14 protein-coding genes are annotated in these 19,123 nt (G+C 65.5%); 8 read left to right on the forward strand and 6 right to left on the reverse strand.

Going from position 1 to position 19,123, the window contains the following annotated elements; genetic code table 11:
* Positions 1–147 precede the first annotated feature (147 nt).
* From CF161_RS08195 to CF161_RS08215, 5 genes are read left to right on the forward strand one after another with little or no spacing between them, the layout of a single operon-like run.
* Positions 148–1,977 carry an extracellular solute-binding protein gene (locus CF161_RS08195; RefSeq protein ID WP_020296095.1) on the forward strand — a complete coding sequence of 610 codons (1,830 nt, stop codon included), beginning with the start codon at positions 148–150 and terminating at the stop codon, positions 1,975–1,977.
* A complete protein-coding gene (locus CF161_RS08200) occupies positions 1,974–3,824 on the forward strand; it encodes an extracellular solute-binding protein (protein ID WP_043228889.1) in 1,851 nt (616 codons plus the stop codon). The genes CF161_RS08195 and CF161_RS08200 overlap by 4 nt, the downstream gene beginning before the upstream one ends.
* A gap of 1 nt (position 3,825) precedes the next feature.
* Complete coding sequence (locus CF161_RS08205; RefSeq protein ID WP_020296097.1) at positions 3,826–4,899, forward strand: microcin C ABC transporter permease YejB; 1,074 nt, start codon at positions 3,826–3,828, stop codon at positions 4,897–4,899.
* Between the two features lies 1 nt (position 4,900).
* Positions 4,901–5,920 (forward strand): ABC transporter permease, encoded by a 1,020-nt coding sequence (locus CF161_RS08210; RefSeq protein ID WP_020296098.1) that lies wholly within the window; start codon positions 4,901–4,903, stop codon positions 5,918–5,920.
* A 1-nt stretch (position 5,921) separates the two neighbouring features.
* Complete coding sequence (locus CF161_RS08215) at positions 5,922–7,532, forward strand: ABC transporter ATP-binding protein (RefSeq protein ID WP_020296099.1); 1,611 nt, start codon at positions 5,922–5,924, stop codon at positions 7,530–7,532.
* Between the two features lie 197 nt (positions 7,533–7,729).
* Here the strand turns inward: CF161_RS08215 and CF161_RS08220 are convergent, their stop codons facing one another.
* From CF161_RS08220 to CF161_RS08235, 4 genes are all read right to left on the reverse strand, one after another.
* The gene (locus CF161_RS08220; protein ID WP_020296100.1) at positions 7,730–8,329 is read right to left on the reverse strand and encodes a SagB/ThcOx family dehydrogenase; all 600 of its coding nucleotides are present in this window, start codon (positions 8,327–8,329) and stop codon (positions 7,730–7,732) included.
* A gap of 57 nt (positions 8,330–8,386) precedes the next feature.
* A complete protein-coding gene (locus CF161_RS08225) occupies positions 8,387–9,355 on the reverse strand; it encodes a diguanylate cyclase (RefSeq protein ID WP_020296101.1) in 969 nt (322 codons plus the stop codon).
* Between the two features lie 115 nt (positions 9,356–9,470).
* Positions 9,471–10,601 carry an NnrS family protein gene (locus CF161_RS08230; RefSeq protein ID WP_020296102.1) on the reverse strand — a complete coding sequence of 377 codons (1,131 nt, stop codon included), beginning with the start codon at positions 10,599–10,601 and terminating at the stop codon, positions 9,471–9,473.
* Positions 10,602–10,629: 28 nt separating this feature from the next.
* Positions 10,630–10,887: a hypothetical protein gene (locus CF161_RS08235; RefSeq protein ID WP_020296103.1), complete on the reverse strand. Its 258-nt coding sequence runs from the start codon at positions 10,885–10,887 to the stop codon at positions 10,630–10,632.
* 250 nt (positions 10,888–11,137) lie between these two features.
* Between CF161_RS08235 and CF161_RS08240 the strand changes: the two genes are divergently transcribed.
* Entirely contained in the window at positions 11,138–13,606 is a 2,469-nt protein-coding gene (locus CF161_RS08240) for a hypothetical protein (RefSeq protein ID WP_043228892.1), read from the forward strand.
* A gap of 10 nt (positions 13,607–13,616) precedes the next feature.
* Here CF161_RS08240 and CF161_RS08245 read toward each other — a convergent pair whose 3' ends face one another.
* Both CF161_RS08245 and CF161_RS08250 read right to left on the reverse strand, forming a co-directional pair.
* Positions 13,617–15,716, reverse strand: a complete 2,100-nt coding sequence (locus CF161_RS08245) for an EAL domain-containing protein (protein ID WP_020296105.1) — start codon at positions 15,714–15,716, stop codon at positions 13,617–13,619.
* A 309-nt stretch (positions 15,717–16,025) separates the two neighbouring features.
* A complete protein-coding gene (locus CF161_RS08250; protein ID WP_020296106.1) occupies positions 16,026–17,384 on the reverse strand; it encodes a hypothetical protein in 1,359 nt (452 codons plus the stop codon).
* Positions 17,385–17,552: 168 nt separating this feature from the next.
* Between CF161_RS08250 and CF161_RS08255 the strand changes: the two genes are divergently transcribed.
* Positions 17,553–18,095, forward strand: a complete 543-nt coding sequence (locus CF161_RS08255; RefSeq protein ID WP_020296107.1) for a sigma-70 family RNA polymerase sigma factor — start codon at positions 17,553–17,555, stop codon at positions 18,093–18,095.
* Between the two features lie 3 nt (positions 18,096–18,098).
* Positions 18,099–19,094: a FecR domain-containing protein gene (locus CF161_RS08260; RefSeq protein WP_020296108.1), complete on the forward strand. Its 996-nt coding sequence runs from the start codon at positions 18,099–18,101 to the stop codon at positions 19,092–19,094.
* Positions 19,095–19,123 lie beyond the last annotated feature (29 nt).

Genomic DNA, 19,123 nt, shown 5'->3' on the forward strand with positions numbered 1-19,123 from the left:
CCATTCTTTGGCCACGGAAACCCTCACTCGCTCCATACCCCTGTCCAAGCCTTGGAAAGCCCGCTACAACGGCCTTTTTCCTGCTGATACAAGCTGTTACTGTACCGAGCACTAAGCCCAAGCCGCCTGGATCGGATCTCTGACTTGATGCGTCCCCTCCTCCTGTTCCTAATCAGTCTGGCCTTGAGCTTTCCCGCAAGCGCAACGATCACCGAAAGTCATGGTTATGCGCAGTTCGGCACGCTCAAGTACCCAGCCAAGTTCACCCATTACGATTGGGTGAACCCCGCAGCGCCCAAAGGCGGCACCTTGCGGGTCATGGCCTTTGGCACCTTCGACACCCTCAACCCCTATACCTTCAAGGGCACCAGCCCAGTCACCACCCCCAACTTCCTGCAATACGGGGTCAACGAGCTGAATGAGCCGTTGATGGTCGGCACCGGCCTGTATGCCCCGTCCGGCGACGAACCCACTTCCAGCTACGGCCTGATCGCGCGCTCCGTCGAATACAGCGAGGACCGCAGCTGGGTGGTGTTCAACCTGCGGCCCGAAGCGCGCTTCCACGATGGCACGCCGATCACCGCCCGGGACGTGGCGTTTTCCTATCGGGTCCTGCTCAAGGAAGGCCATCCGCAATACCGCACCAACCTGCAGGAAGTGCAACGGGTCGACATCCTCGGCCCGCTGCGGATCCGTTTTGTGTTCAAGCGTGCCGGCAACCCGCTGCTGATCCTGCGCATGGGCGAGCTGCCGGTGCTGCCCCAGCACTACTGGAAGGATCGAGACTTCAAGGCCACCACCTTCGAGCCGCCCCTGGGCAGCGGGCCGTACCGCATCACCCGGGTCCAGCCCGGCCGCCAACTGGTGTTCGAGCGGGTCAAGGACTACTGGGGCGAGAACCTGCCGGTGAACCGGGGTTTCAATAATTTCGACCGGGTCGAAGTCGAGTTCTACCGCGACAGCGACGTGGCCTTCGAAGCCTTCAAGGCTGGCGAGTTCGACATCTACATCGAGCACCAGGCCAAGAACTGGGCCAACGGCTACAACTTCCCGGCGGTCAATCGCGGCGATGTGATCAAGGCCCAGGTTGCGCACCAGATTCCGACCCAGACCCAGGGCCTGTTCATGAACACCCGGCGCGCGACCTTTGCCGAGGTCAAGGTGCGCGAAGCCCTGGGGCTGATGTTCGACTTCGAATGGACCAACCGCACCCTGTTCAGCGGCGCCTACAAGCGCGCCATGAGCTACTACCCCAACAGCGAGTTCTCGGCCAGCGGCCTGCCGGTCGGCCATGAGTGGCTGATGCTGTCGCCGTACCGCGAGCAATTGCCGGCCAAGCTCTTCACCCAGCCCTTCAGCCTGCCCCAGACCGACGGCCGCGGCATTCCCCGGGACACCCTGCGCCGCGCCCTGGGCCTGCTCGGCGACGCCGGCTGGAAGCTCAATGGCCAGCGCCTGGTCAACAGCCAGGGCGAGCCGCTGCGTTTCGAGTTGCTGCTGGTCAATCCGAACCTGGAGCGAATCCTGCAGCCCTATATCGAAAACCTCGCCAGTATCGGCATCGATGCACGCCTGCGCACGGTGGATCGGGCGCAGTACAAGCAGCGCCTGGACCAGTTCGATTTCGACATGATCCTCATGACCCTCAACCAGACCCTGAGCCCCGGCCTTGAGCAGTGGCAGTACTTCCATTCGAGCCAGGTCGGAGTCAAGGGCAGCAAGAACTACGCGGGCATCGCCAATCCAATCGTCGATCACCTGCTGGAACAACTGCTCGCCGCCCAGACCCGCGACGAGCAACTGGCCGCCGGCCGGGCCCTGGATCGGGTGCTGCTGTGGCAGCACTACATCATTCCCAACTGGTACCTCAATTATCATCGCCTGGCGTACCGCAACCGGTTCGCCTTCGTCACCACGCCGCCCTACCAATTGGGCCTGAGCGCGTGGTGGCTGAAGTCTTCGGAGAAAGCCCAATGATGACCATGCGCGCACTGCTGCAGGCCAGCGGCCTGCTGCTTTCGACTCTGGCCTGCCTGGCCCAGGCCGCCCCGCAACATGCCCTGACCCTGTACAACGAACCGCCGAAATACCCCGCCGACTTCAAGCACTTCGACTTCGTCAACCCGGATGCGCCCAAGGGCGGTACGTTCCGCGAAGCCGGCTTCGGCGCGTTCGACAGCCTCAACCCGTTTATCAACAAAGGCGTGCCGGCGGACAATATCGGCCTGATCTACGACACCCTGATGCGCCAGAGCCTGGATGAGCCCTTCACCGAGTACGGGCTGATCGCCGGCAAGATCGAAAAGGCCCCGGACAACAGCTGGGTGCGCTTCTACCTGCGCCCCGAAGCGCGCTTCCATGACGGCCACCCGGTGCGTGCCGAGGACGTGGTGTTCACCTTCCAGACCCTGATCAAATCCGGCGCGCCGCTGTACCGGGGCTATTACGCCGACGTCGCCGACGTGGTGGCCGAAGACCCGCTGCGGGTGCTGTTCACGTTCAAGCACAACAACAACCGCGAGTTGCCGCTGATCCTCGGCCAGTTGCCCGTGCTGCCCAAGCACTGGTGGGAAAACCGCGATTTCGCCAAGGGCAACCTGGAGATCCCCCTGGGCAGCGGCCCGTACAAGGTGTCCGAGGTCAAGGCCGGGCGCTCGATCCGCTACGAGCGGGTCAAGGATTACTGGGGCAAGGACCTGCCGATCAACCGGGGCTTCTACAACTTCGATGTCATGGCCACCGACTACTACCGCGACAACACCGTGGCCCTGGAAGCGCTCAAGGCCGGGCAATTCGACTTCTGGCTGGAGATGAGCGCGAAGAACTGGGCCACCGCCTACAACACCCCCGCCGTCGCTGCCGGGCGGCTGATCAAGGAGCAGATCGCCAACGGCAACCCCACCGGCATGCAGGGTTTTGTCTACAACATCCGCCGCCCGGTGTTCCAGGACGTACGGGTGCGCCAGGCCCTGAGCCTGCTGCTGGATTTTGAATGGACCAACAAGCAGCTGTTCAACGGCGCCTACACCCGCACCCGCAGCTACTTTGAAAACTCCGAGATGGCGGCCACCGGCTTGCCCGATGCCGCAGAGCTGAAAGTCCTCGGCCCGCTGCGCAGCAAACTGCCGGCCCAGGTCTTCAGCGAAGCCTTCGAGCCGTCGGTGTGCGATGGCAGCGGCATGATCCGCGCCCAGCAACGCCAGGCCTACCAACTGCTGCAGGAAGCCGGCTGGCGCATCGTCGACGACAAGATGGTCGACGCCCAGGGCAAGCCGGTGGTGATCGAGTTCCTGCTGGCACAGACCGAATTCGAACGGGTGCTGCTGCCGTTCAAGCGCAACCTCAGCGACCTGGGGATTGACCTGGTGATCCGCCGGGTCGACGTGTCCCAGTACATCACCCGCCTGCGCTCGCGAGATTTCGACATGGTGGTCGGCAGCTTCCCCCAGTCCAACTCGCCGGGTAACGAGCAGCGCGAGTTCTGGCAGTCCTCCAGCGCCGACAAGCCGGGCAGCCGCAATTTCATCGGCCTCAAGGACCCGACCATCGACGCCCTGGTCGAAGACCTGATCAACGCCGACTCGCGCCAGAGCCTGGTGGCCCATGCCCGCGCCCTGGACCGGGTGTTGCAATGGGGCTACTACGTGATCCCCAACTGGCATATCAAGACCTGGCGCGTGGCCTACTGGGACCATGTCGGCCACCCCAAGGTCTCGCCCAAGTACGACATCGGCACCGCCACCTGGTGGATCAAGCCCGACGCCAAGCCCGCCGTGACCTCAAGCAGCCAGGACCCGGCCCAACCGGCCGGCGTGGAGCAATAAGATGCTGGCCTACATTGTTCGTCGACTGCTGCTGATCATCCCCACCCTGCTGGGTATCCTGCTGATCAACTTCGTCATCATCCAGGCCGCGCCCGGCGGGCCGGTGGAGCAGATGATCGCCAAGCTCGAAGGTTTCGAAGGCGCCACCAGCCGCATTGCCGGCGGCGGCGCCGAAGTCTCGGTGGCCGGTTCCAGCTACCGTGGCGCCCAGGGCCTGGACCCGGCCCTGGTCAAGGAAATCGAGAAGATGTACGGCTTCGACAAATCGGCGCCGGAACGCCTGTGGATCATGATCAAGAACTACGCGACCCTGGATTTCGGCGACAGCTTCTTTCGCGATGCCAAGGTGGTGGACCTGATCAAGGAGAAGATGCCGGTGTCCATCTCCCTCGGGCTCTGGAGCACCCTGATCATGTACCTGGTGTCGATCCCCCTGGGGATCGCCAAGGCCACCCGCCACGGTAGCCACTTCGATGTCTGGACCAGCTCGGCGATCATCGTCGGCTACGCGATCCCGGCGTTCCTGTTCGCGATCCTGCTGATCGTGGTGTTCGCTGGCGGCAGTTACTTCGACTGGTTCCCCTTGCGCGGGCTGACCTCCAACAATTTCGAACAGTTGAGCTGGGGCGGCAAGATCCTCGACTACTTCTGGCACCTGGCCCTGCCGGTGACGGCCCTGGTGATCGGCAACTTCGCAACCATGACCCTGCTCACCAAGAACAGCTTCCTCGACGAGATCAACAAGCAGTACGTGATCACCGCCAAGGCCAAGGGCCTGACCCAGCGCAAAGTCCTGTACGGCCACGTGTTCCGCAACGCCATGCTGCTGGTGATCGCCGGCTTCCCCTCGGCTTTTATCGGGATTTTCTTCACCGGTTCGTTGCTGGTGGAAGTGATCTTCTCCCTCGACGGCCTGGGCCTGATGAGTTTTGAAGCGGCGATCAACCGCGATTACCCGGTGGTGTTCGGCACCCTGTTCATCTTCACCCTGCTGGGGCTGGTGGTGAAACTGATCGGCGACCTCACCTACACCCTGGTCGATCCGCGCATCGACTTCGAAAGCCGGGAGCATTGAGATGAAACTGTCCCCCCTCAATCGTCGGCGCTTCGAGCGCTTCAAGGCCAACAAGCGTGGCTGGTGGTCGCTGTGGCTGTTCCTGATCCTGTTTGGCGCGAGCCTGGGCGCCGAGCTGATCGCCAACGACAAGCCGCTGGTGGTGCATTACGACGACAGCTGGTACTTCCCGGCGCTCAAGCGCTACCCGGAAACCACCTTCGGCGGCGAATTCCCCCTGGAGGCCAACTACAAGAGCCCGTATATCCGCGAGCTGCTGGCGGCCAAGGACGCCTGGGTGCTCTGGGCGCCGATCCCGTTCAGCTACCAGAGCATCAACTACGACCTGCGGGTCCCGGCCCCGGCGCCGCCCTCGGCGGATAACCTGCTGGGCACCGATGACCAGGGCCGCGACGTGCTGGCCCGGGTGATCTACGGCTTCCGGATTTCGGTGCTGTTCGCCCTGACCCTGACTGTGCTCAGTTCCATCATTGGCGTGATCGCCGGCGCCCTGCAGGGCTTCTACGGCGGCTGGGTCGACCTGGTGGGGCAACGCTTCCTGGAGATCTGGTCCGGGCTGCCAGTGCTGTACCTGCTGATCATCCTGGCCAGTTTCGTGCAGCCCAACTTCTGGTGGCTGCTGGGGATCATGCTGCTGTTTTCCTGGATGAGCCTGGTGGACGTGGTGCGCGCCGAGTTCCTGCGCGGGCGCAACCTGGAATACGTGCGCGCGGCCAGGGCCCTGGGCATGCAGAACGGCGCGATCATGTTCCGCCATATCCTGCCCAACGCCATGGTCTCGACCATGACCTTCATGCCGTTCATCCTCACCGGCGCCATCGGCACCCTGACCGCCCTCGACTTCCTCGGCTTCGGCCTGCCCCCGGGCGCACCGTCCCTGGGCGAGCTGGTGGCCCAGGGCAAATCCAACCTGCAGGCTCCGTGGCTGGGCATCAGTGCCTTTGCCGTGCTGGCAATCATGCTCAGCCTGCTGGTGTTTATCGGCGAGTCCGCTCGCGACGCCTTCGACCCGAGGAAATGAGATGAATCAGGACAATCTGATCGAAGTCCGCGACCTCGCCGTCGAATTTGTGGTCGGCGAGCAACAGCAACGGGTGGTCGAAGGCATCAGCTTCGACATCAAGCGCGGCGAAACCCTGGCCCTGGTGGGCGAAAGCGGCTCCGGCAAGTCGGTGACCGCGCACTCGATCCTGCGCCTGCTGCCCTACCCCCTGGCGCGCCACCCCTCCGGCACCATCATTTATTCCGGCCAGGACCTGCTGACCCTGAAAGAGAAGACCATCCGCCATATCCGCGGCAACCGGATCGCGATGATCTTCCAGGAGCCCATGACCTCCCTCAACCCGCTGCACAGCATCGAGAAGCAGATCAATGAAGTGCTCGGTCTGCACAAGGGCCTGAGCGGCAAGGTCGCGACCCGACGCACCCTGGAGTTGCTGGAGCTGGTGGGCATCCCCGAACCGCACAAGCGGCTCAAGGCCCTGCCCCACGAACTGTCCGGCGGCCAACGGCAACGGGTGATGATCGCCATGGCCCTGGCCAACGAGCCGGAGCTGCTGATCGCCGACGAGCCGACCACCGCGCTGGACGTCACCGTGCAGTTGAAGATCCTCGAACTGCTCAAGGAGCTGCAGGCGCGCCTGGGCATGGCGTTGCTGCTGATCAGCCACGACTTGAACCTGGTGCGGCGCATCGCCCACCGGGTGTGCGTGATGCAGCGCGGGCGGATTGTCGAGCAGGCGTCGTGCGCCGAGCTGTTCCGCGCGCCGCAGCACCCTTACACCCAGGAGTTGCTGGCGGCGGAACCCAGCGGCATCCCGGCCAGCAACGAAGTCGGCCCGCCACTGCTGGAGGTCGACGACCTGAAAGTCTGGTTCCCGATCAAGAAGGGCTTTTTGCGCAACACCGTGGACTACGTCAAGGCCGTGGACGGCATCAATTTCAGCCTGCCCCAGGGCCAGACCCTGGGCATCGTCGGCGAAAGCGGCTCGGGCAAATCGACCCTGGGCCTGGCCATCCTGCGGCTGATCGGCAGCAAGGGCGGGATTCGCTTCGAAGGCCAGGCCCTGGACAGCCTGTCGCAGCAACAGGTGCGGCCGCTGCGTCGGGAAATGCAGGTGGTGTTCCAGGACCCGTTCGGCAGCCTCAGCCCGCGCATGAGCGTCAGCCAGATCGTTGGCGAAGGCCTGCGCATCCACAAGATCGGCACCGAAGCCGAGCAGGAACAGGCGATTATCGACGCCCTCAAGGAAGTCGGCCTCGACCCCGAGACCCGCAACCGCTACCCCCACGAGTTCTCCGGTGGCCAGCGCCAGCGCATCGCCATTGCCCGGGCCCTGGTGCTCAAGCCACGGCTGATCCTGCTCGACGAACCGACCTCGGCCCTGGACCGCACCGTGCAACGCCAGGTGGTGGAGCTGCTGCGCAAGCTGCAAAGCAAGTACAACCTGACCTACCTGTTCATCAGCCACGACCTGGCAGTGGTCAAGGCCCTGAGCCATCAACTGATGGTGATCAAGCACGGCCAGGTGGTGGAACAGGGCGACGCCAGGGACATCTTCGCCGCGCCGCAACACCCCTACACCCGGCAGTTGCTGGAAGCCGCGTTCCTGGTGCCCGAGGGAGCCGAGTAAGGCCCAGCGTTGAGGGAAGCCAGCCAGTGGGCGGCGCAATGCCGCCCTTTTGTGGCGAGGGAGCTTGCTCCCGCTGGCCCGCGCAGCGGGCCCAACCCCAGCCACCTCGGTTTATCTGACCCAGGGCAGTGCAGCCCCTTACGACCGCTACGCGGCCGAACGGGAGCAAGCTCCCTCGCCACAGGGGGGCTATTCACCTAGCGCCGGGGCTGTCCAATACAAAACAACGCCACTGCCGCCTCGCTGCCCGTGAGGCCCAGGGTGGTGTTCAGCGACAGGTCATCGAAGCCCATCACCACCACCGCGCCCAATCCGGCGGCCGTCACGGCCAGGTACATGTTCTGGGTCACCGCGCCGGCCTCGAAATCCACGTAGCGCGCACCCCGAAGACCATCGGCCTGCTGCTCGGCAAAATGCCGGATCGCCAACTCGCGGTCAGCGATGATCACCACCACGGCGGCGGCCTGCTCCAGCCAGGTTTCATCGCCCAGGGCCGCGGCGTTGAGGCTGCCCGGGCTCAAGGCCGGGCCGACCTGATGCAGGGTGGCCGAGGCACTGTCGAAATCGTGGACACCGGAGGCAAGGCCCTCCACGCGCCGGGCAATCACCCGCAGGCGCAGAGGGTGCAAGGCATGCGCCGAAGGTGCGCCACGCTTGCCGTCGGGCGAGGTGTGGCCCTGGCCGGCCAGCAGGATCGCGTTCAGCTGTGCCAGGGCCAGGCCCTGGTCACTGAAATCGCGCTGGCTGCGCCGGTTCGACAACAGGCTGTGCAGCAGGTCACTGGCGCGGGCATCCATGGGGCGTCTTCCAGACTGAAAAAGAGCCTGACGTTAACAGCTTCGCCAAGGCCCCGATCAAGGTTTTTTGCGCAGCGCCTGCTTGTGCACGTACATCGCCTTGTCCGCCTCGGCCAGCAGGTCTTCGACGCTCTGCTGGCTCTCGGGGGCGTACTCCACCAGGCCGACGCTGAAGCGCAAGTCGTAGCCCCGCTGCAGGGTCGTGTTGCGCTCGTCGAGGATTTCTTGCAGGCGGCCCATGATGGCCGAGGTCTCGATATGGTTGGAGCCGGTCAGCAGCGCCACGAACTCGTCGCCCCCCAGGCGGCCGATCACGTCGCTTTCGCGAAAGGCGATGCGCAGCACATCGGCGAAGGTCTTGAGTGCCGTGTCGCCTTCGGCATGGCCGTAGGTGTCGTTGATCTGCTTGAAGTCGTTGAGGTCGAAAAACAGCAGGGTCGCGGGTTTGTCCAGGCGCTGGCATGCCGCCAGGCCATAACGGGCCAGGGCCACGAAGCCGCGGCGGTTGGACAGCAGGGTCAGCTCATCCATGCTCGCCATCTGCACCGCCGCCAGTTCCTGCTCGGCCATGCGCCCCAGGTCGCGCAGCAGCCCGCGCTCCTCGTCATCGAGATCCCGTGGCTTGACGTCGATCAGGCACAGGGTGCCGAGCTTGCTGCCATCGGCCACGGTCAGCGGACAGCCGGCGTAGAAACGAATCCCCGGCTCGCCGACCACCAGCGGGTTGTCAAAAAAACGGTCGTCGAGCTCGGCATCGCTGACCAGGAGGATCTGCTCACCGAGAATCGCATGCCCGCAGAAGGAGATATCCCGCGAGGTTTCGCTGGCCTCCAGGCCCATGCAGGACTTGAACCACTGGCGTTCGCCGTCCACCAGGCTGACCAGGGCGATGGGCACGCCGAACAGGCGCTTGGCCAGGCGGGTCAGCCGGTCGAAACGTTCTTCGGCCTCGGTGTCGAGCAGCTTCAGTGCATGTAGGGTCTTCACCCGCGCAGCTTCATTGGCGGGCTTGGCTGGGGACAACATCGCGAACTCCATTAGGCGGCTAACTTTTTTTGCTTAGAGTAGACCACTGCCCCCCTTCACCCCCAGCCGTTTTACCGATCCGCCGCCGAGGTCCGCCCTCCAGGCACTTCAATGCTCAAAGCCGGGGCTTGAGCAGCAAGCCGCTGTAACTCAGCAGAAACAAGGCCAGGGCCGCGCACCACAAGGCCGCCGACACCCCCAGCGCCCAGCCGTTGAACGGCACCAGCAGCACCCGGCACAAGGCTGCCAGCAGCATCAGGCCAAAACCGATCACCACCGTTATCGGCGCGCGCAGGGGCCGCCCGGTATGCCCCAGGCTGACCCGGGCGATCATCGCCAGCACCAGACCACCCAACCCGCCCACCGCCAGAGCGTGGCTGGCCAGGCTCTGGTACGGCAATACACCCAGGTGCCAGAACACCATCGCCAGCGCCGCCAGGGCCAGCCAGGCGTAGGCCAGGTACAGCGACCACAACAGCGGCACGCGCCACAGGCCGAGGTCATGCCAACGCCACAGCCGCCGCACCTGCAAGACCAGGAGCACACCATAGGGCAGCGCCAGCCACGGCGTCGGCAGCTCCCCCAGGCCCAGGCCGATGGACAGCGCCAGCAGCAAGGTGGTGATCAACAGCAAGCGCGTGGTCCAGGGGCGATCCGCCGGGCTGGCCGGGCGGTTCAGGCCGCGCTGGATAAAGAACGGAATCACCCGCCCGCCAATCACGCTGAGCAGCGCCGCCACCAGCCACAGGGCCGCCAGCACGCCGCGCCGTTGATAGGCCAGGTCATTCTCGGCGATGCCCCACAGGGTCAGGCCCTGGCACAGCGCCAACAACCCCAGCACCGCGACAATCGGGTAATTGTCGCGCTTGCCGGCGGCCACCAGTTCACGGCCCAGGACCCAAGCCAGCAGCGGCAAAAACACCCCCTGCAGCCCGAGCAGCAGCGGCACCGGCAACGGCAGCCACCACGCCAGGCGCGCCACCAGCCAGACCAGCCACAACCCGAGCAACGGCCCGCCACTGATGCCGGGGCGCCCGGTCCAGTTCGGCACCGCGGTCAGCAGAAAACCGGCAATGATCGCCGTGGCGAAACCAAAGGGCATCTCATGCCGATGCCAGGCCAGCATCCCGCCCACCGGCTGCGCGCCGGGCAAGCGCCCGTACAGCCACATCCCCCAGAGCGCCAGGGCGATACAGCCGAAGCCGGCCCCGGCGAGAAAAAACGGGCGAAAGCCCAGGCTCCACAAGGGCCGACCGGTCCACTTCAGGTAAGACTTATGCCATGGCACAGGCCGCACTCCCCTGCTCTGCGCACAACCGACGCTGGGCCAATAAACGCATGACATAACCGACCTTGAGCAAGGTCGGCCCGAGAATCACCAGGGTGTGCAGGGACACCAATGCGCCAAGCGGCACCGGCCCCGAGTAGAAATAGGCGCCATACACGCCCACCGCCAATAACAACGCGCCCAGGGCCAGCACCTTGCTCGACAGTTGCAGGACCTGCTGCGGTGAACTGTAGTCACGGATCATCATGGATACTCCTCGACAGAGGTTCGGATACAGCCTTGTAGTATCAGTATTCATGCCAACCAATAAGCCCTTTAAATTCAGATAGATATAATCATAAGAGTCATAATGACATCGATGTTTATGGGTCATTATGACTATCTACGCAGTCATAATGACCCATAAAGCCAGGCTGCCTTTTTCAGCGCCAAAGGCGTAGATTTGCCCGGTTCGCGCCCGCCCCCTTGGGCGCTGTCCCCTCTTGCGCACAAGGATGCTCCTGGTGGCTAACCGTCCCGTCCCCGTCAGCGCCGAAAAAAGCCTGGGCCGCCTGCTGCTGGAACTGCTCTGGCAAATGCTGGCGCTGCTGCTGCCGATCTTTTTCGTCACCCTGCTGCCGCCACCCCTGGCGTTGCTGGTGGTCGCCAGCTGCGCGCTACTGGCCTGGCTCAGCGCGCGCCTGGGCTGGAGCACCCTGGCCCGGGGCTGGATCCGCCTGCTGATCAGCGCGGTGTTCGGCCTGGGGTTCAGCCTGGGCCGGGCGCTGCCGGCGTACTGGGACATTGCCGCGGCGTTTGTCAGCATCGTTGCCGGGATGGCCGCTATCAGCAGCCTGGAGCGGCGCCTGGGCCTGGTCCGCGTCACCCAGGGCGGCTCCGGCCCCAGCGCCTGGGGCGGCAACGAACCGCAAGTGACCCCGGAAGGCGAGCCGATCCGGGTGTTCAACCAGGGTGAAATCGCCATGGGCGGCCCGACCTATTGCGACTACCTGTTCCCCGATGGCGTGCTGCTGGAGGGCCTGGGCGCCTCGGCGCGCTTCAGCGAGGACGGTCGCTACTTCGCCGCCCCGGTGCCGTCGCGCCAGAGCTGGGGGCTGGTGATACTCGACCGCCAGCAGCGCCGGGTGTATCACTGCGCCCACAGCGAGTTCTGGGAACTGGACCGCTTCGATGCAGCGGGTCTCGGCGGGCGCTACAGCCCGCTGGTGGACAACGGCACGCGCCAGGACCCGCTGCAAGAATTGCTGCAGGGCGCCCGGGCGGTGGACCTGGTGCCGATCGCCGACCTGTGGCTGGAGCCCGGCGCCTGGCAGCAGGCCGTGGCCCGGGTCGGGCTGGAGGAACACAGCCCCGAGGGCCAGCACTGCCTGACCGGGCAGATCGCCCTGCCTGCAAGCCTGCGCACGCTGGAGCAACCCCTGGAGCCGTTGCGCAGCCCGCGCTATCACCTGAGCCTCGACGGCCAGCCTTCCGGCCTGCTGCTGGGGGCCGACAGCCCGCGGGTGTGGAGCGCGAACGGCGACGGATTTGCCTGCCTGGCCGACGACTCGGCCAGCGACACCCGCGGCTATTGGCTGTGGCAACTCGACCAGGGCTGGCGGGCGCTGCCCGAGCCATGGCAGGCCAGCCCGCAGGAGCCGTCCTTCTATTGGTACAGCCTGCCGGCCCTGGACCATCAGCACCTGCGCTTCGACGCCTACCTCGACTGCGCCCAGCCGGACTGCGGAACTTACGGCTACCGCCTGCAGAGCATCCACGGCGACACCCAGACCCAGGTCGGCCATGACGCCCAGGGCCGGGTCCAGGTCGCCGACCTGCCCCTGGCGCGGATCCGCCTGGTGCTGGCGCTGGACAGCCAGGGCCAGCGCGGCATTGCCCAGATCGAATCCCAACCCTTGCTCGACGAGGTGCGAGCGCGCTTCAGTTGGCTCAGCGACAACCCGGACGGCCTCGGCGGCTACCAGTGCCAGATCGGCGACTGGAGCCTGCCGGGCCGCTGGCTGCTCGACCACCGGGTTTCCACCTGTCAGCGCTACCTGGCCCTGCTGCCCTTTACCCAGGCCCCAGCGGTGGCCGGCCAGGTGCTGGTGGCGGATGTGCAACAGCGTCGGTTGCTGCCAGGCCCGCCCATGCTCGCGGCGCGGATCCTCGATTTTCGCGATGCCCGCCTGAGCCTGGCGTTGATCGCCGGGCGCCTTGACCCGTCGCTGCACAGCCAGCCGTTGCAGCGTTACAACCAGCCGGCGGGCCCTGCGGAAACCGCCGCGCCGTTCTGCCGTTACCGCGAAGACTCACGCCTGTACTACCAGGTCGCGACCTTGCAGATCGAGGCTGGACAGCTGCGACGCCTGCCGGACTGGCGCCGGGTGCAGCGCCCGCAAGCCGCCGTGGCCGACGGCGATTTCATCCAGCCCAGCCCAAACGGCGAGGATGCCGCCTGGCTGTTCGGCTGCGAGACCGAGTACGCCGACAGCTGGCTGCGGCCGAGCATGCCGCGCCTCGGCGGGCACCTGCTGACAGCCTCGGGTTGCGCGCTGAAGGACCTGGCGCCGTCGATGATCTGGTCCGGAGACGGGCGTTACCTGGCACTGACCCGCCTGTTGAGCGAAACCCAGGGCCGCGATCAAAACGGCCGGGGCTGGCAGTTGTTGCTGCTGGATGTGCGCGAGCGCAGCCTGCGCATCGCGGCGCAGCCGTTGCACAACCGGCCGCAGTTCGAAGCGTTTGTCGGCAACCGCTTGAGTGTTCGCCTGTTTGAACGGGACTGGCAGCCCGAGCGCGATGGCGATTCCGGCCACCTGCTGAAACTGGACCTGGCCCAGTTGCTGAGCCTGCCCGCCGAGCCGCTGATCGAGCACCACGGCCTGTGGTTGCGCGCCGCCGACCAGGCTGACCTTGAGGCCTGGCAAGCGTTGCCGCGCCCGGACTGCATCGAGTTTAGCCGGCCCGCCGCTCGGCACTGAGGCCGCTTGCTCAGCCTTCGGTCAACGGTCGGCGCGCGGCCTGCACACGCTGCGCGGTGTCGATCACGAACTGAGGAATCTGCGCCGCCGGCAAGGCCTTGCTGAAGTACCAGCCCTGGATGATCAGCTCCGAGCTGGACTGTAGAAAATCCAGCTGCTCGCGGGTTTCGACGCCTTCGACCACCACCCCCAGGTCCAGGGTCTCGCAGAACCGCAGCAGGCCATTGAGCACCTGGGCGCCCTTGGCTTCGTGCTGGGCGAGGACAAAACTGCGGTCGATCTTGATGCTGTCCACGGCAAACTGATGCAGGTAACTCAAGGCGGAAAAGCCGGTGCCGAAATCGTCGATGTAAAACCGCGCGCCCATGGCATGCAGCTTGCCGATCAGGCGTTGGGTGATCAGCACGTCGCCCACCAGCGCATCTTCGGTGACCTCCACCGAGACCCGACCCTGGGCCCGGGCGAGGATTTCCAGGAGGCGTTCGCTGTGCTCGGCGCTGGCCAGGGTCGCGCCGGAAATATTGATCGTGATCGGCAATTCGAAACCGCTTTTTTGCCAACTCAGGTGCTGGCGCACCGCCTGGGAGGCGACCCAGAAGTCCACATCCGCCATCAGCTTGGCCTGCCCCAGCCACTGCAACAGCTCCCAGGGCGACTGCTCGCTGCCGCCGCGATCCCGCGCCCGCAGCAGCGCCTCGCAGCCGGTGCAGAGCCCCGTGCGCTGGGACACCTGGGGCTGGTACTCGAGGTGGAACTCGTACTCGCTGAGCTGCTGCACCCGGGAGAACGCATGGGCACGCAGGGCCGCGGCCTTATAGGAGGCCACCACCGGATCGAGCTCGAACAGCCGGCCCTTTTCCTCCAGGCCGTGAAAGGTGGTGTCGAAGGTCCTCAGGTAGACCTTGGCGTTGTCCGCGCTCTGGCGCTGGATCGCGCGCACATAGGGCACGTAAATCACCGTGCCCAGGCCCAGCAGCACCACCTGCAGCAACACCGCGCCCCAGTCGCCCTGGGTACTGAGGTAGGCATTGAGCAGCACCGGTGCGGTGAACGGCACCGTGGCCACCGATGGCGCCACCCAGCCCAGTTGCACCGCGCCCAGTGCCAGGGTGACGTTGATCATCGGCACCAGCACAAAGGGCACCAGCAGGCGCGGATTGAGGATGATCGGCAAGCCGAACAGCAGCAGTTCGTTGACGTTGAACAGCGACAGCGGCAGGCTCGCCACCGCCAGCAGGCGCATCGACTGATTGCGCGAAAACAGCAGGATCGCCAGCACCAGGGCCAGCGATCCGCCCGAGCCCCCGATAAAGGCGAAGCAGCCCAGCAGGCCGCTGTTGAGGGCAAAGCGCACCGGTTGCCCGGCGGCCAGGTCGTGGGCATTCATCGCCACAGCCTGGTCCATCACGTCGAACAACGGCTGCATGGCGTAAGAGCCATGAATCCCGAAAAACCACAGGATCGAATTGGCCGAGGTCAGCAAGGCCGCGCTGCGGTAGGGGCTGTCCAGCGAGCCGATGCTCATTGGCTGCTGCATGTAGGCGATCTGCGGAATCTGCAGCAGCAATTGCAGCACGCACACCAGCAGCAGCACGGTCACCGCCCCCGGCAGCACCATGTTGATGGTGCCCTTGAGGTTGTAGCCCACCAGGTCTTCGTGCACCAGGCGGGTCCAGCGCCGACGGTGCAGCCAGGCAATGATCGGCACCGTGACCAGGGGCGAAGCGATGGCGATGAACAGGACGAAGGTCGCCGCCGCCAACGGGTAATCACGCAACAGGTAGCTGGCGATCACCACATGGGCCAGGCACAGCAGGGCCACGGGCAATTGCGGCAGGCGGTAGCGGATGGCCAACATGTAGCCGATGGAGGTCGCCACCAGCAGCGGCAGCACCGAGTTGATCTGGGTGTGCAGGCCGGCGAACATCTCCGACACCTGCACCGGCAGGCCCAGGGCGCGGGCACATTGGGCCAGGATCAGAAAGCTGGCCGAGACCAGCAGGCAAGGCAGCAACCACAGCAACCCTTCACGAATCGCCCGCAACGACTCGGCGCCCGCCAGGGCCGCCAGGCGATGGGTGAAGAACAGCCTGAACAGGGCTTTCGGCATCTGGTGACCCCTCCCTCGCGACTCCCGGACAAGCGCTGGCCTGCTCGAAAGCTGCCGAGGGTGAAGCTAACACTGAAGAAACACCGGCCCGCAAGGGCTAATGCCACTCAGTTAAGGGCAAGCACTGTCATGGTGGCGAGGGAACTTGCTCCCGCTGGGCCGCGCAGCGGCCGCAAAAAGGCGACGGCTACGCCCCGGAGCGCCGGCTGGCCCCACGGCAGCAAGCGCCCTCGCCACAGGTTATGTTTTTTCGTTCGCTCTAGCGCTTAACTGATCGGCATGACCCACAAGGGCTATTTTATTCGTGGCTCAAGGCTGCTTGACGTAGGTCCCGCGCAAGTCGCGGTACTCGTAGTTGCCCGACATCAGCAGCGCCCCCTTGAGCAACTGCAAGCGGTAGCCGCGCCGGGTTTTCGGGTCCCAGACTATAGCCAGGTTGCCGACGGTCAGCGGCACCCGTTGCTGCATCAGCAGCGGCGCCACGCCGGGGCGCTCAAGGCGCATGCTCACATCGACACTGCCCAGGGCATGGGGCTCGGTGCCGGGCACCAGGGTCAGGATCAGCTCGGCGCTGCGCTGCTCGGCATCGTCACGCATCAGGTAGCGCCCATCGCGTTGCTCATCGGCCACCGGCCCGAGCTTGTTCTCGGCGACCTTGGCCGAAGTTTCCTGCAGCATCCCGTTAAAGCGCTTCGAACCCTGGACCCAGACCGCCTCACGCTTGCCCTGCGGGTTGTTTTCGGTCTGCACATACCAGGTGCCGGTGATCTCGCCGTGGCTGCCGGACTCTACCAGGGTCACGCTGCCGGTCTCGTAGTCGCCCCCCACCAGGAGGATCGGCTGGCCGCTGCCGCCCCTGGGATAACGTACTTCGCCCACCAGCACTTCGCCCTGGCGCTGCCACCAGAGCTCGACCGGGATCTTGCCCTCGAGGGTGCCCCTGAACACTTCCGGTGCCTCGCTGACCGGGCTCTCGAGTCGTGAATGCTCCTGCCACTGACCGTCGACCAGGGCACGGTAGGTGACGTTGAAATAACCCCGGGGCATGAAGCCCTCCTCGGGCGCTGGGGTGTAGCCCTCCTCGATCCGCTCCTCGACCATCAGCGGCAGGTTGTTTTCCACCTTCCAGCTGGCGTCCTGATGCCAGCAGCAGCCGCTTTTGGACCAGGTGTGCAGGCGCCGGGCCTGGCGATCGGTGTCGAACATGCCCAACTGGCCGTTACGGGTCAGGTCGGAAAACGCCGGGCTCAGTTGCAGGCGCCGGGTGCCGGGGTCGAACAGGTAGACATCGTAGGACGGCCCGCCATAACCGCCCTCGCTGCCATTGCGCAGGGCCAGGTCCTGTTCGCCATCAAAGTTGAAGTCATCGAAAAACAGCGCGCTCTGGTCGCCGTACATCGGCGCCTGCCCGGTGGACAGGCTGCCGTCCTGCTTGAGGGTGGCATAAGCGGCAGGCGATTCCAGGGTTTGCAGGAGTTCGCCACTGGCCTTGTCACGCAGGCTGACGGTGGCCGGGGCGGATTCGTAGCTGTCGGCCGGGGGCTGGGCGAAGCGCAGTTCGACGCGGTATTTCTGCGCCGGGTCAGTCAACTGATACACCAGCGGCTCGGCGGTGGCCGCGGTGGCCAGCAGCAGGCCAGTAACCACCAGCACGGGGCGGATAGACATGGGGAGCGGCATCCTTGCAAGACAATCGGAGGCGCGCAGTTTAACGGCAAGCACCGGTTACCGAAACGCACCCAATGCAAAAGCAAACCAATATCATTTGCGCCAGACTGACCCTTTTGCTTAAATCGCGATCAATTCCTATTTGCACCCAAGGCGCCCCCGCGCCGGATGGACATCGTGCTTTCACCCCTGCCCCCCGATACCGCCCTGGTCCAGACCCTTTACAGCAACCACCACCGCTGGTTGTACGAGTTGCTGCGCCGTCGCCTGAGCAACGCCTGCGATGCCGCCGACCTGGCCCACGACATTTTCGTCCGGGTGCTCAAGCGCCCGCCGGTACTGGCCTGCGTGGTGCACCAGCGTTCGTACCTGGCCACCATTGCCCGTGGCCTGTGCATCGATCACTGGCGCCGCCGGCAACTGGAACAGGCCTGGTTGCAGGCCCTTGCCGCGCGCCCCGAACCGCTGCAACCGTCGCCGGAGCAGCGGGCGATCATCATCGAGACCCTGTACGAAGTGGATGCGATGCTCGCGCGCCTGCCGCAGCGGGTCAGCGCCGCCTTTGTCCTGGCGCAACTGCACGGCATGCCCTACAAAGCCATCGCCGTGGAGATCGGCGTCAGCGAACGCATGGTCAAGAAATACCTGGCCCAGGCCCTGATGCACTGCGCGATGCTCGAAGCCGAGCTCGACGGCCTGCTGGTGCAATGACCCATGGCCAATGAAGCCAGCCGCGGCACCCTCAGCCACGCCAGCCTGCAACAGGCCGCGCAATGGTTCGTGCAACTGCACGACCCGCAGGCCACCGAGCACGAGCGCCAGCGCTGGCAGCAGTGGATCGAACAGCACCCGGAGCACCAGCAGGCCTGGTGTTACGTGGAGCGGGTCAGCCAGCGTTTTGCGCCCTTGCAGGTTGCCGGCGAACAACAGGCCGCCAGCCAGGCCCTGCGCCACGGCGCGCGCGCGGGGCTGTCACGCCGGCAGAGTATGCGTGGCCTGCTCTTGCTCGGCGGCGCCAGCCTGCTGGGCTGGGGCGCCTGGCGCGGCACTGCGCTGCCCGACGCCCTGAGCCGCTGGAGTTCGGACTACGCCACCGGCACCGGCGAAACCCGCGAAGCGCTGCTCAGCGACGGCAGCCGGATCTGGCTCAATGCCTTGAGCGCCCTGGACGTGCGCTACGACCCGCAGCAACGCCTGCTGCGCCTGCACCTGGGTGAAGTGCTGATCGACACCGCCCGGGATGCACTGCAACGGCCCTTCCTGGTGCACAGCGAACACGGGCAGATGCGCGCGCTGGGTACGCGCTTCAGCGTGCGCCGGGAGCCGCAACGCACCCTGCTCAATGTGTATGCCGGGGCGGTCGAGGTGCGCACCGCCGACGGTGGCCAGGTGCAGGTGGTCGAGGCCGGCCGACAACTGGCCTTCGACCGCTACAGCCTGGGCCCGAGCCAGCATGCCAGCGCCGCCCGCGAAGCCTGGAGCCGAGGCCTGCTGCTGGCCGACAACCTGGCCCTGGGGCAACTGGTGCAAGAGCTGGGGCATTACCGCAGCGGGCACCTGGGCTGCGACCCGGCCATTGCGCACCTGGCGGTGATGGGCTCGTTCCCGCTGCACGACAGCGACCAGGCCCTGCGTCTGCTGGAGGCGGCGCTGCCGGTGCGGGTCCGGCGCCTGGCGCCCTGGTGGGTCAGCCTCGAAGCCAGGGTGTGAGCCCCTGAAGATTTTTTTTGAGCTGCGGT

This window comes from Pseudomonas sp. CF161, assembly GCF_000416215.1.
GTDB lineage: Bacteria > Pseudomonadota > Gammaproteobacteria > Pseudomonadales > Pseudomonadaceae > Aquipseudomonas.

Excerpts from the sequence above, each read along its gene's own strand:
- CF161_RS08205 (WP_020296097.1), top strand. The coding sequence starts at position 3,826 with ATGCTGGCCTACATTGTTCGTCGACTGCTGCTGATCATCCCCACCCTG.
- CF161_RS08220 (WP_020296100.1), bottom strand. The coding sequence starts at position 8,329 with ATGGATGCCCGCGCCAGTGACCTGCTGCACAGCCTGTTGTCGAACCGG.
- CF161_RS08240 (WP_043228892.1), top strand. The coding sequence starts at position 11,138 with ATGCTCCTGGTGGCTAACCGTCCCGTCCCCGTCAGCGCCGAAAAAAGC.
- CF161_RS08250 (WP_020296106.1), bottom strand. The coding sequence starts at position 17,384 with ATGTCTATCCGCCCCGTGCTGGTGGTTACTGGCCTGCTGCTGGCCACC.
- CF161_RS08235 (WP_020296103.1), bottom strand. The coding sequence starts at position 10,887 with ATGATCCGTGACTACAGTTCACCGCAGCAGGTCCTGCAACTGTCGAGC.
- CF161_RS08245 (WP_020296105.1), bottom strand. The coding sequence starts at position 15,716 with ATGCCGAAAGCCCTGTTCAGGCTGTTCTTCACCCATCGCCTGGCGGCC.
- CF161_RS08200 (WP_043228889.1), top strand. The coding sequence starts at position 1,974 with ATGATGACCATGCGCGCACTGCTGCAGGCCAGCGGCCTGCTGCTTTCG.
- CF161_RS08225 (WP_020296101.1), bottom strand. The coding sequence starts at position 9,355 with ATGTTGTCCCCAGCCAAGCCCGCCAATGAAGCTGCGCGGGTGAAGACC.
- CF161_RS08260 (WP_020296108.1), top strand. The coding sequence starts at position 18,099 with ATGGCCAATGAAGCCAGCCGCGGCACCCTCAGCCACGCCAGCCTGCAA.
- CF161_RS08210 (WP_020296098.1), top strand. The coding sequence starts at position 4,901 with ATGAAACTGTCCCCCCTCAATCGTCGGCGCTTCGAGCGCTTCAAGGCC.
- CF161_RS08215 (WP_020296099.1), top strand. The coding sequence starts at position 5,922 with ATGAATCAGGACAATCTGATCGAAGTCCGCGACCTCGCCGTCGAATTT.
- CF161_RS08255 (WP_020296107.1), top strand. The coding sequence starts at position 17,553 with ATGGACATCGTGCTTTCACCCCTGCCCCCCGATACCGCCCTGGTCCAG.
- CF161_RS08195 (WP_020296095.1), top strand. The coding sequence starts at position 148 with ATGCGTCCCCTCCTCCTGTTCCTAATCAGTCTGGCCTTGAGCTTTCCC.